13 protein-coding genes are annotated in these 11,008 nt (G+C 64.9%); 6 read left to right on the forward strand and 7 right to left on the reverse strand.

The window, feature by feature from the left end; genetic code table 11:
* Together VMA74_RS04345 and VMA74_RS04350 are read right to left on the reverse strand one after the other, a co-directional pair.
* On the reverse strand, positions 1 to 573 hold a 573-nt coding region (locus tag VMA74_RS04345; protein WP_325365173.1), incomplete at its 3' end, for an ABC transporter permease.
* Positions 570 to 1,313: an ABC transporter ATP-binding protein gene (locus VMA74_RS04350; RefSeq protein WP_325365174.1), complete on the reverse strand. Its 744-nt coding sequence runs from the start codon at positions 1,311 to 1,313 to the stop codon at positions 570 to 572. The genes VMA74_RS04350 and VMA74_RS04345, both read right to left, overlap by 4 nt.
* Before the next feature lie 145 nt (positions 1,314 to 1,458).
* Here VMA74_RS04350 and VMA74_RS04355 point away from each other — a divergent pair, with 145 nt between their 5' ends.
* The 3 genes from VMA74_RS04355 (at position 1,459) to VMA74_RS04365 (ending at position 3,835) form a co-directional block, all read left to right on the forward strand.
* Complete coding sequence (locus tag VMA74_RS04355) at positions 1,459 to 2,652, forward strand: DesA family fatty acid desaturase (RefSeq protein WP_325365175.1); 1,194 nt, start codon at positions 1,459 to 1,461, stop codon at positions 2,650 to 2,652.
* Positions 2,653 to 2,728: 76 nt separating this feature from the next.
* Positions 2,729 to 3,472 (forward strand): saccharopine dehydrogenase family protein, encoded by a 744-nt coding sequence (locus tag VMA74_RS04360; protein ID WP_325365177.1) that lies wholly within the window; start codon positions 2,729 to 2,731, stop codon positions 3,470 to 3,472.
* Between the two features lie 27 nt (positions 3,473 to 3,499).
* Entirely contained in the window at positions 3,500 to 3,835 is a 336-nt protein-coding gene (locus tag VMA74_RS04365; RefSeq protein WP_325365179.1) for a hypothetical protein, read from the forward strand.
* Here the strand turns inward: VMA74_RS04365 and VMA74_RS04370 are convergent.
* The 4 genes from VMA74_RS04370 to rpmB form a co-directional block, all read right to left on the reverse strand.
* Positions 3,825 to 4,241 (reverse strand): thiol-disulfide oxidoreductase DCC family protein, encoded by a 417-nt coding sequence (locus VMA74_RS04370; protein ID WP_325365181.1) that lies wholly within the window; start codon positions 4,239 to 4,241, stop codon positions 3,825 to 3,827. The two genes, VMA74_RS04365 and VMA74_RS04370, sit on opposite strands and share 11 nt — an antisense overlap.
* A complete protein-coding gene (locus VMA74_RS04375; protein ID WP_325365183.1) occupies positions 4,234 to 4,782 on the reverse strand; it encodes a DUF4166 domain-containing protein in 549 nt (182 codons plus the stop codon). Before VMA74_RS04375 ends, VMA74_RS04370 begins: the two co-directional genes overlap by 8 nt.
* 96 nt (positions 4,783 to 4,878) lie before the next feature.
* A complete protein-coding gene (gene rpmG / locus VMA74_RS04380) occupies positions 4,879 to 5,046 on the reverse strand; it encodes a 50S ribosomal protein L33 (protein ID WP_026635435.1) in 168 nt (55 codons plus the stop codon).
* Positions 5,047 to 5,057: 11 nt separating this feature from the next.
* Positions 5,058 to 5,294, reverse strand: coding sequence for a 50S ribosomal protein L28 (gene rpmB / locus VMA74_RS04385; RefSeq protein WP_115477825.1), 237 nt, complete (start codon positions 5,292 to 5,294; stop codon positions 5,058 to 5,060).
* Between the two features lie 306 nt (positions 5,295 to 5,600).
* On the opposite strand from rpmB, the gene secB reads away from it, so the two are divergent.
* The 3 genes from secB to VMA74_RS04400 all read left to right on the forward strand — a co-directional run bounded on the left by secB (position 5,601) and on the right by VMA74_RS04400 (position 10,444).
* A complete protein-coding gene (secB, locus tag VMA74_RS04390) occupies positions 5,601 to 6,104 on the forward strand; it encodes a protein-export chaperone SecB (RefSeq protein WP_325365185.1) in 504 nt (167 codons plus the stop codon).
* 24 nt (positions 6,105 to 6,128) lie between these two features.
* A complete protein-coding gene (locus VMA74_RS04395) occupies positions 6,129 to 7,169 on the forward strand; it encodes an NAD(P)H-dependent glycerol-3-phosphate dehydrogenase (RefSeq protein WP_325365187.1) in 1,041 nt (346 codons plus the stop codon).
* A 248-nt stretch (positions 7,170 to 7,417) separates the two neighbouring features.
* Positions 7,418 to 10,444, forward strand: coding sequence for a DEAD/DEAH box helicase (locus VMA74_RS04400; protein WP_325365189.1), 3,027 nt, complete (start codon positions 7,418 to 7,420; stop codon positions 10,442 to 10,444).
* A gap of 18 nt (positions 10,445 to 10,462) precedes the next feature.
* Here VMA74_RS04400 and VMA74_RS04405 read toward each other — a convergent pair.
* A partial coding sequence (locus VMA74_RS04405; protein WP_325365191.1) for an HAD family hydrolase occupies positions 10,463 to 11,008 on the reverse strand: 546 nt, incomplete at its 5' end.

Genomic DNA, 11,008 nt, shown 5'->3' on the forward strand with positions numbered 1-11,008 from the left:
CAGTGCGGCGACCGCCGCTACGGCAGGATGCGAGGCAAACGCCGAACACGCCACCCCGATCGCCCCCAGTACGGCGAGCGCGAGGAACGTACCCAGCGTGGCGGCGGCGAGCTTGCCCCAATCCAGCGTCACGCCGTGCGCCAGGCTCACCGGTATAGCAATGGCCAGCAGCAGCCACAACGCCAGCCAGGTCAGCACGGCGAGGTATTTGCCGAGCAGGATGCGCGAAGCGGACAAGCCGGCGGAAAACAGCAGCGGCAAGGTGCCGGCGCTGCGTTCGCTTGCCAGGGTGGACATGGTCAGCAGCGGAACCAGCAGCAGGGCCAGTTCGGTCATGCCAAACGGCAATGGGCTGCCGGTGATGAAGCTGCTGTAGAGCCGCACGGCCACCAGGTCGGTGTAGCCGGGCCCGTCCGGCAAGGCGGCGAGCTTCACCTGGTTGAGCAGGAACAATTGCAGCAACAAAGCGAAGCGCCAACCGAGCTCCGCCAGTGCGAGGGCGCCGATGGTCCAGCCGAGCGGGCGCACGAACAGGCGGCGCAGTTCCAGCCGCGTCACAGCGAATAAGGTCATGCGGCTTGGGCCATGGCGATGTCGAAGAAGGTTTTTTCCAAAGCGGCATGCCCATCGGGGGACAGTGGCGCGTCGTGGCGCAGCACGCCTTCGTGCAGGATCGCCACGCGGGTGCAGACGGCCGTCACTTCGGCCAGCTGGTGCGTGGAAAGGATCACGGCAGTGCCTTCGGCAGCCAGCTCGCGCAGCAGCTTGCGCAGGGCGGCCACCTGTACCGGGTCGAGCGCATTGGCCGGTTCGTCCAGCACCAGCAGGGCGGGGCGATGCAGTAGCGCGCAGGCCAGCCCCAGCCGTTGCCGCTGGCCCTGCGACAATACGCCCGCCAGGCGCTGGGCCAGGTCCTGCAGTTCCAGCCGCTCCAGCACCGCATCGCCGGCTGCCTTCAGCCGGGTACCGGCAAGGCCGCGCAGGCGGCCATGGGCGTCCAGGTGTTCGCGGATGGTCAGTTCCGGCCACAGCGGGGCAGCTTCCGGCAGCCAGCCGAGGGCCTGCCGGGCCAGCTCGGGGTGCTCCAGAAAATCCTCACCTTGCAGGCGGATCGTGCCGCTATCGGGCGTCAGTGCCCCCGCAATCAGGCTCAAGGTGGTGGACTTGCCAGCCCCGTTCACCCCAAGCAGTCCAAGGATCTGGCCGGTCTCAAGGCTGAGCGAGAGATCGCGCACGGCGGGTCGGCCGGCGCGGCGCCGGGAGATTCGTTCAAGTTTTAGTACCGGTACTAAAGCGGAGCTAGGCGCGTTCATTGCATGATTGTCGGGGTGACCCCATCCCGCAGACAACCGTCAGTCATCACGCTTTAACGGAAATCGAGGGGCTGGGGTTCTACCATGCTGGTAGGTACGGACGCCCTCAACTAGACTGCTTTTACTTGCTCCAGGACCCTTACCCATGCTCGATGCTGTACTGCACTTTCTCTCCGGCGGCGTGAGCCAGGCCGGGTGGGTGTCGATTCTCGTGTACTTGCTGGTGGTCACCCAGATCACCATCTTTACCGTCACCCTCTACCTGCACCGCTGCCAGACGCATCGCGGCGTCGACCTGCATCCGTCCATTTCGCATTTCTTCCGCTTCTGGGGCTGGCTCACCACCGGCATGGTCACCAAGGAGTGGGTGGCGGTGCACCGCAAGCACCACGCCAAGGTGGAGACGGAAGAAGATCCGCACAGCCCGCAGATCTACGGCATCAAGAAGGTGTTCTGGGACGGCGTGTCGCTATACCGCGACGCGAGCTACGTGAAGGAAGACCTGGAGAAATACGGCCGCGGCACGCCCGACGACTGGATCGAGCGCAAGCTCTACACCGCCCATCCGTATTGGGGCCCGGCCCTGATGCTGATCATCGACTTCGCCCTGTTCGGCGTGATCGGCGCGGCCGTGTGGGCCGTGCAGATGGCCTGGATTCCGTTCTGGGCCGCCGGCTTCGTCAACGGCATCGGCCATTGGTGGGGTTACCGCAACTTCGAAAGTTCGGACACGGCGACCAACCTGATTCCCTGGGGCTTCTGGATCGGCGGCGAAGAGCTGCACAACAACCATCACGCCTTCCCCAGCTCGGCCAAGTTCGCGCTGCGCAAGTGGGAATTCGACATCGGCTGGGCCGCCATCTGCGTGCTGCGCAAGCTGGGCCTGGCCAAGGTGCTACGCGTGGCGCCCACGCTGGACATGCGCCCCAACGTGCACCTGCCCGATACGGAAACCTTGAAGGCCGTGCTCACCCACCGCTTCCAGGCGATGACCGACTACTACCGCAACGTGATCGTCCCGACCCTGCGCGATGAAGCGCAGCACGCGGGTGAAGGCATCAAGTCGATCCCGCGCCGTCTGCGTCGTGCCCTGGCCGACGGTGGCCGCTGGCTCGACGGCGAAAACCGCGAGCGCATGCAGGCCGTGCTGGCCAAGCGCCCGGCGCTCAAGACCGTGTGCGAATTTCGCAACCGCCTCGCCGAGTTGATGGAACAGCGCGGTGCCGAGCAGGCGCTCAAGGGCTTGCAGCAGTGGATCGTCGAAGCCGAGCAGAGCGGTATCCGCGCCCTGCAGGAATTCGCACAGCGCTTGAAGGGATATTCGCTCGCCGCGGGTTGATCTGACGGCCAAACGCGATGAACGAAAAGCCCGCCTCGTCCAAGGCGGGCTTTTTGTTGGGGGGATACATCACGCGATGCGAGTGCTATTGATCGGTGCGACCGGCGTGTTCGGTAAACGCATCGCCGCACGCTTGGCTCATGATGCGCGCTTCGAGCTGACGCTTGCAGGACGCACACTGTCAGCGTTGGAGCGCTTGCGGGGCGAGCTTGATGATCCGTCCGTGCAGGTGGCGGTGATCGACGTTGAAGCGACCGATTTGCAGGACACGCTACGCAGCCTCGCGCCCGAATGGGTGATCCACGCCGCAGGGCCGTTTCAATCCCAGGACTATCGTGTCGCCAAGGCCTGCCTTGCTTGCGGCAGCGACTATGTGGATCTGGCTGACGGACGCGACTTCGTCGCCGGCATTCATGCACTGGACAACGAGGCACGCGCCGCGGGCCGCTTGCTGATCAGCGGCGCGTCGACGGTGCCGGCGCTGAGCAGCGCCGTGGTCGATCACCTGCGCGGCAGGTTCGGAGCGTTGACCTCCATCGAGCACGCCATCAGTCCCGGCAACCGCACGCCGCGCGGCGATGCGACCGTGGCGGCGATACTTGGCTACTGTGGACGCCAGGTGCCGGTTTGGCGGGAAGGCAGGTGGCAGACCGGATACGGCTGGCTTTCGACGCTGCGTATCTCGTTCATGTCGGGACCGCGCTGGGCCGGTTTGTGCGACGTGCCTGATCTCGCGCTTTTTCCGGAACGTTATCCCGGGGTGCAGCACGTGGTGTTTCGTGCCGGCCTGGAACTGCGCCGGCTTCATTTTGGGACGTGACTGCTGGCTTGGCTGGTGCGGCTGGGCATGGTGAAAAACCTGGCGCGCCACGCGCCTCGATTGCGGCGGATCAGCGAATGGTTCTTGCATGCCGGCAGCGATGCGGGTGGCATGGTGGTGGTGTTGCAGGGCATCGACGCGGACGCGAAATCATTGCGCTTGCGCTGGTCATTGCACGCCGCAGCCGGAGATGGGCCGCACATCCCTGCCATGCCGGCCGTGGTGCTGGCGCGAAAAAAAGCGGATGGTTTGCTCCAGACGCGCGGCGCCATGCCATGCATGGGGTTGTTCAATCTGAACGAAGCGCTGGCTGCGCTCGCCGATTACCAGATCAGTACAAGCCTGGAAACGCTCACGACATAAAGCGCGCACGTTGCTCCGGTGTAGGTGCGAAGCACTGCTCGCTACGCCCGAACAGCCGATAGCGGTGGCGTGCAACGAAGCGGTAGGCGATGTCGCGAATGGAGCGGGGAACCGACAGCATGATCGTACTCAGCCACCGCCAGCGCCGATACGGCAAACCGCGCAACACGCGCGCAATGGCCGTGGTATCGGTATAGCCGCAGCCATCTTCAACCAGCAGCATGGAGAAGGGGGAATCGGGATCGAGGCCGTGCGTCAGCAGCAAGTGCCGGCCACTTTCCGATTGCATCGACGCAAACCGATAGCGGCCTTCGCGATCGCGCTCAAGCAGAAAGCGCACCCAGCGGCTGCACAACAGACAGACGCCGTCATACACAACCACGGGTGATATGGCGCTATCAGTCATCGACAACGATCTCCAGCCAGCCTCGGTAAGCAACCAGCCGGCCTATGCACGGCAATCGCGTGTCGATGGTAAATGCGTAACGGCCCTCGTGCTCGCCACTATGCGAAAGCACGGTGCCCAGCCAGCGACGCGGCACGGGTAGACCAAGTACGCGCGCACCGTTCAAATGCCAGGTCACGCCGTGTACGTCCGGGCGCAACGTGAAGCGCAGGGTCACGGGCCCAAGCTTTTCCAGCAACTGGGTAGCGCTTGCATTGGCGCTCAGTGTCGATTGCATCTGGCCACGCGCAAAGCGGCGGGTCCATCTTTCATGATCGCTGTCGCGTTCGATGCATACTTCCAAGGCCTGCGCGGGCCCGGGCGAAGGGAGTTGCAGAAGGCATCGCAAAGCGCGCGCGATGACGTTGCCATCGCCCCGCACGTCGGCCTCGCCGCGGGCCACGATGCGTGGAGCGGAGCCGTGCATGGCGCGCACCGATCCAGGCAAGTCATGCCAGGCCAGGTTGAGCAGGGTGGGGAAAAGCGCGTCGCTTGTTTCCATGTGGCGATCATGCTGAAACGCGCTTTGCATGCGCAAGCGCGCAAAAAGAAAACCCGCCTCAAGGGCGGGTTTCCATATGACGCACCTAATGGTGGATCACTTGATCTTGCCTTCCTTGTAGATCACGTGCTTGCGCACGACCGGATCGTATTTCTTGAACTCGAATTTATCCGGGGTGTTCTTCTTGTTCTTCTGCGTGGTGTAGAAGTGGCCGGTACCGGCCGAAGAGATCAAACGGATCTTGTCGCTCTTGCTCTTGGACATGGCTCAGCTCCTTAGATCTTTTCGCCGCGGGCACGCAGGTCGGCAATCACGGCCTCGATGCCCTTCTTGTCGATGGTGCGCAGCGCCTGGTTGGAGACGCGCAGTTTCACCCAGCGGTTTTCGCTGGGAACCCAGAACCGGCGCTCATGCAGGTTGGGCAACCAGCGGCGGCGGGTCTTGTTGTTGGCGTGCGAGACGTTGTTGCCGGTCTGCACACCCTTTCCGGTGACTTGGCATACACGGGCCATGATGACCTCCGTAAATGTGGTAAACCGCCCGTTGGCCAGGGCGACATCGGCCCAGCGGCGCGAAGCGCCACGCGATGCTGGAGGGTGCTGCTGGCTCGCTTGGTCGTGAGGGCCGCATCGCGTTGCGGACATGCCCGGCAGGCCGGGTCGACAGGGGCGAGCCGTGCATTATCCCGTAAAAACAGCCGCATGTGCAATCTTTAAGCAAGGGCGCGGCTTTCGCCGACATGGCGGCAGTCGGGGATGTATGGAACAATTCCACTCCTTTGCGCCCGGCGCGCTTCGCCTTTTGATCGAGGGACACCCATGGTAGATATCACCACCAACGGCCAGGGCACTGGTTCGTCCAACCAGCCGCAGCTCGTGCTGCAGAAGATCTACGTCAAGGACGTGTCCTTCGAGGCGCCCAATGCGCCGCAGATTTTCCAGGACATCGGCGAAATCACCGAGGCGCCGCAGGTGCAGCTCAACCTGTCCCAGCGCGCCACCGGCCTGGGCAACGACCTGTACGAAGTGGTGCTTACCCTGACCCTTACCTGCACCATCAACGAGCGCACCGCGTATCTGGCGGAAGTGCAGCAGGCGGGCCTGTTCGGCATTGCCGGTTTCAGCGAGGCCGACCAGGCCGGCATCATCGGCAGCTACTGCCCGAACCTGCTGTTCCCCTATGCCCGCCAGATCATCTCCAGCCTGGTGCAGGAGGGTGGTTTCCCGCCGTTCCTGCTGCAACCGATCAATTTCGAGGCCCTCTACGCCGAGCAGCAGCGCCGCATGGGCGCGGGCGGCGAGGCGCCGATGCTCAACAGCTGAAAACCCCGCGGACAAGGTTCTGACATGACCGAGCAGCCCATCGCCGAACGGGGCGGCCTGGCCGTTCTCGGGGCTGGCTCCTGGGGCACGGCCCTCGCCACCTTGGCAGCGCGCAATGGCGTACCCACCCATCTATGGGGTCGCGATGCGACGGCCCTGGTGGACATGGCCGCCAGCCATCGCAACCAGCGCTACCTGCCGGATCTGCAACTGCCTACCGGGCTCAGCTTCGAGCCCGACCTGGCCAAGGCCGTGCGGCACGCCGCCACGGTGTTGATCGTGGTGCCCAGCCATGCGTTTGCGGACATGCTGAGCGACATCGCGCCGCTGCTTGATCCGGGCACCCAGATCGCCTGGGCGACCAAGGGTTTCGAGCCCGGTACCGGCCGATTCCTGCACGAACTGGTGGCCGAGCGACTGCCGGGACGGGCCGCCGCCGTGCTGACCGGTCCCTCGTTTGCACGCGAGGTGGCTGCCGGCCAGCCCAGTGCCGTCACGGTGCACTCCGAGGACGCGGTCTTCGCCCAGCATCTGGCCGATTTGCTGCATGCGCCGAACTTCCGCGTCTACACCGGCAACGATGTGCTGGGTGCGGAACTGGGCGGCGCGATGAAGAACGTGCTGGCGGTCGCCACCGGCGTGGCCGACGGCATGCAGCTTGGGCTGAATGCGCGTGCGGGCCTGATCACCCGCGGCATGAACGAAATGCTTCGCCTGGGGGTGGCGCTGGGTGCAAAGCCGGAAACGCTGATGGGCCTGTCCGGCCTGGGTGACTTGGTGCTGACCTGCACGGGCGATCTTTCGCGCAACCGGCGGCTGGGCTTGGCGCTGGGGCAGGGCATCGGCATCCATGAAGCGGTGGCGCAGATCGGCCAGGTGGTCGAAAGCATGGTCACCGCCGATGAAGTCGTACGCCTGGCTGACAAGCACCATCTGGATCTGCCGATCAGCAAAGGCGTGCGCGCCGTGTTGCATGGCGAAGTGACGCCAGTCGAAGGGATGAAGGCGTTGATGGCGCGCGAACAAAAGCCGGAATATCCGCAGGGCTTGTTCGGAACGCACTGAGAGCCTGTCTAAAGCCTCTGCGCAGCCCTCGCACCCGCCCTGCGACAGCGCGCGGCTTGACCAGACAGCCAGTCTGGCGCTGCGCTACGCACTGTCACCTGTGACGACCGCTCAAACGCTACGCGAACTACGCAGAGACTTTAGACCGGCTCTGAGCGGTTTTGTGATGTATGTGCATACCCGCTTGCGGCGCGCACCCTGATCGCTGCTAAGCTCAAGGTTTTGATCGCTCCAGGGATCGCATGCGCATGCACCTACCGGACGAGAACCAGCACGGCGATCCTTCCGCCCAGCATGAAGAGCGCGAGGAGGAAAGCTTGCCCGGCACGTGGCGCAAGCTGCTGGGCAAGCCCGTTGCGGGCGCCGCGCACGAACATGTGGTGCTTGGCTTCTTCTTCGAGGTGATGCCCGAAGACGGCGCGACCTACGCCCGGTTGGATGCGGCACCTGTGCTGCTGGCGCCGGGCGAACACGGACGCTTCACGCGTCCCGCACCGCTGGAAAGCAAGATGCTCTCCCATTCCGTACTGACGCTGCACGAACAACGGCTGGCTACCACGGTGCTGGGGTTGCCACAGGCGCTGCGCAAGTCGCGCAGCTATGCGCGTCTGTCGGGCCACGTGGGCAATGCCTTGTTGGCCGAAATGCTGGATACCGCGCCCTGCTTCCTCGGCGGCCTCGGCGGCCTGCGCCTGTCGCGCGGCAAATCGCATCAACTGAACTGGCATTGGCAGCTGGAACAGGATGGCAGCCAACGCCTGTTGCCGGCCTTGCCGCACAGCCAGCGTCTGCTGCGTGTCGACGGGCTGTGGTACCTGGATGCAGAGCGGGCCGAACTGGGTCATCTGGAAGCCGACCCGGAAGAAACCCATTGGCTGGAGCTGCCGCCACTCAAACACGAATACAGTCGGGCGCTGCGCAGCGCACTGCCATCGAGCCGGCTGTCGCATCGCGTCCCGCTGCCACAGGTGTTCGATGAAGTCCGTCGCGCCGAGCTGGCGCCCAAGCCGGTCTTGACCCTGCATGCATTGACGCGCCACGCACGCCTGGCCGCCGGCACGCCGCCGTTGGCCTATGCGCGCCTGGCCTTCGACTACGCTGGCGAGCGCCTGCCCGGACGTGGCGGTGAACCGCTGGTACGGCGCATACGCAACGGCCAATTGGTGGAAATCACGCGCAAGCGTGCGGAAGAACTGTCCACCATGGAGCAACTCGAACGTGCCGGCCTTACGCTGGGCGTCGATACCGAGGGCCTGCCCTGGGACCTCGCCGACACGCTGCCGGAAGACGCCTGGCTGTTCCCCGGCAAAGGCCACGCCGGCGCGCTCGAAGTGAATACCCCCGCGCGCTGGCTTGCGCTGCGGCCGAAACTCGAAGCGGAAGGCTTTCTGCTCGAATACGCCCCCAGCTTCCCGTTCGAAGTGCTGGAAGGGCCGGTGCGCTGGTACGGCAACGCGGTGGAAGATGCCGACGATCACGCCTTCGACCTGGAAATCGGCATCGAGGTGGAAGGCAAGCGCCGCAATCTGCTGCCCGCGGTGGCGCAGGCATTGGCCGAGCATCAACTCAATCTCAGCCCCGCGCCGAACGAGCCCGAAGATGCGGTGTGGTACGCGCCTGTCGACGAGCGCCGCCGCGTGCCGGTGCGCCTGAAGGAACTGCGCGGCCTGCTGGCACCGCTTGCCGAATACCTCGAGAAACCGAAAAAGAAACTGCACCTGCCGCGCGTGCAGGCCGGCCGCCTGGAAGAAATCGTCGAAGCGTTGCCGGCTGGCGGCGAATTGCAGGCGCCGGAGCCCTTGCGCGGGTTCACTGCCCGCCTGCGCGATGCGGCCGAACGTGCGAGCGATGCCATCCCCGAAGGGCTCACCGTCCAATTGCGGCCCTATCAGCGCGAAGGTCTGCGCTGGTTGAACGCGCTGGCCGAAGCCGGCGTCGGTGGCGTGCTGGCCGACGATATGGGCCTGGGCAAGACGCTGCAACTGATCACCCATCTGCTTGCGCTGAAACAACACGGTGCCTTGGAACAACCCGCGCTGATCGTGGTGCCTACCAGCCTGATTCCGAACTGGCTGGCCGAGATTGCGCGCTTTGCGCCGTCGCTGCGTACGCTTGCGCTGCACGGTCCGCAACGCAGCGGCGATTTTTCCCAGATCGCTACGCAGGACATCATCCTCACCAGCTACGCCCTGCTGCCGCGCGACGTCATTACGCTGCGCAAGCAACCGTTCTCGCTGATCGTGTTTGACGAAGCGCAGCAGGTGAAAAATCCGCGCACCCAGGCACGCCGCGCCGCGCTTACCTTGCGCGCACCGCGCTGCATTTGCCTCACCGGCACGCCGCTGGAAAATCACCTGGGCGAATTGTGGTCGCAGGTGGACTTGTCCGTGCCGGGCCTGCTGGGCGACGAAGGCGCATTCCGCCGTCACTATCGCGTACCGATCGAAAAGCAGCGCGACGAAGATTGCCAGGCGCGTCTCAATCGACGGCTGGCGCCCTTCATCCTGCGCCGGACCAAGGCGCAGGTCGCGTCGGAGCTGCCGTCAAAGACCGAAATCACCCGCCGTGTCGTGCTCGACGGGCGTCAGCGCGAGCTGTACGAAAGCCTGCGCCTGTCGCTCGCCGACGAATTGCGCGAAGTGATTGCCCAGCGCGGCATTGCGCACAGCGGCATCGTGGTGCTCGATGCGTTGCTCAAGCTGCGCCAGGTCTGCTGCGATCCGCGCCTGGTCAAATTGGAAGCCGCGCGCGGCGTGCGCGATTCTGCCAAGTTCGAACTGCTGATGGACATGCTGCCCGCGTTGTTGGCCGAAGGGCGCAAGGTGCTGCTGTTCTCGCAGTTCACCGAAATGCTCAAGCTGATCGCCAACGAACTGGAACGGCGGCGCATCCGTTACGTCATGCTGACCGGTGAAACACGCGATCGCGCCGAACCGGTGCAGCGTTTCCAGGACGGCGACGTGCCCTTGTTCCTGCTCTCGCTGAAAGCCGGCGGCGTCGGCCTCAACCTCACCGCTGCCGACACCGTGATCCACTACGACCCCTGGTGGAACCCCGCGGCCGAAGCGCAGGCCAGCGATCGCGCACACCGTATCGGGCAGGACAAGCCGGTGTTCGTGTTCCGGCTGATCACCACCGGCACGGTGGAGGAGCGCATCGAGGAGCTGAAGGCGCGCAAGGCCGAGTTGGCCGAGGCGGTGCTGGAAGGCGGCGGCACGCGCGAAAAGCTCAGTTTCGATCAGTCCGATCTGGATGCGCTGCTGGCGCCGGGCTGAGAGCGCGCGGCGACGGGCTCAGTCGCGCGCCGCTACTTCGTCGATATGCTTGAGCAGGTCGGCCGGATCGTCATACACGCGAAACGCGCCCGCGCGCTGCAGTTCGTCCTGGCCGTAACCGCCCGACAGCAATCCCACGCCCAGCGCGCGGGCGCGCTGCGCCGCCAACATGTCCCAGATGCTGTCGCCGATCACCAGCGAGCGATGAATATCCACGCCCAGCCGTTCTGCCGCAGCGATGAACAAGTCCGGATCGGGCTTCGCGTGGCGCACCATGTCGCGCGTCACCACGGGCACCACGTCGGGGTCGACGCCGAGCGCGGCAAGATTGTGCGCGGCGGTGCGCATGCGTCCGCTGGTGGCGATCGCCCAAGGGATTTTTTCCGCGGTAAGAAACGCAAGCAGCTCGCGTGCGCCCGGCAGCGGCCGCACCGAGCCCTGGGCGTGATGGCGATTGAACGCTTCCGCGTGCCGCTGCTGCAGGCGCTCGATGCGCTCGGGCGTAATCTCCAGCCCGGTTTCGCGCAGCAGGATATGCGTGAACAGGCCGCCGCTCATGCCGAT

It is taken from the genome of Dyella sp., from assembly GCF_035508675.1.
GTDB lineage: Bacteria > Pseudomonadota > Gammaproteobacteria > Xanthomonadales > Rhodanobacteraceae > Dyella_B.

What these genes read in the sequence shown, in the direction of transcription:
- VMA74_RS04350 (WP_325365174.1), bottom strand. Translation starts at nt 1,313, where the DNA reads ATGAACGCGCCTAGCTCCGCTTTAGTACCGGTACTAAAACTTGAACGA.
- VMA74_RS04355 (WP_325365175.1), top strand. Translation starts at nt 1,459, where the DNA reads ATGCTCGATGCTGTACTGCACTTTCTCTCCGGCGGCGTGAGCCAGGCC.
- VMA74_RS04360 (WP_325365177.1), top strand. Translation starts at nt 2,729, where the DNA reads ATGCGAGTGCTATTGATCGGTGCGACCGGCGTGTTCGGTAAACGCATC.
- VMA74_RS04365 (WP_325365179.1), top strand. Translation starts at nt 3,500, where the DNA reads ATGGTGAAAAACCTGGCGCGCCACGCGCCTCGATTGCGGCGGATCAGC.
- VMA74_RS04370 (WP_325365181.1), bottom strand. Translation starts at nt 4,241, where the DNA reads ATGACTGATAGCGCCATATCACCCGTGGTTGTGTATGACGGCGTCTGT.
- VMA74_RS04375 (WP_325365183.1), bottom strand. Translation starts at nt 4,782, where the DNA reads ATGGAAACAAGCGACGCGCTTTTCCCCACCCTGCTCAACCTGGCCTGG.
- rpmG (WP_026635435.1), bottom strand. Translation starts at nt 5,046, where the DNA reads ATGTCCAAGAGCAAGAGCGACAAGATCCGTTTGATCTCTTCGGCCGGT.
- rpmB (WP_115477825.1), bottom strand. Translation starts at nt 5,294, where the DNA reads ATGGCCCGTGTATGCCAAGTCACCGGAAAGGGTGTGCAGACCGGCAAC.
- secB (WP_325365185.1), top strand. Translation starts at nt 5,601, where the DNA reads ATGGTAGATATCACCACCAACGGCCAGGGCACTGGTTCGTCCAACCAG.
- VMA74_RS04395 (WP_325365187.1), top strand. Translation starts at nt 6,129, where the DNA reads ATGACCGAGCAGCCCATCGCCGAACGGGGCGGCCTGGCCGTTCTCGGG.
- VMA74_RS04400 (WP_325365189.1), top strand. Translation starts at nt 7,418, where the DNA reads ATGCACCTACCGGACGAGAACCAGCACGGCGATCCTTCCGCCCAGCAT.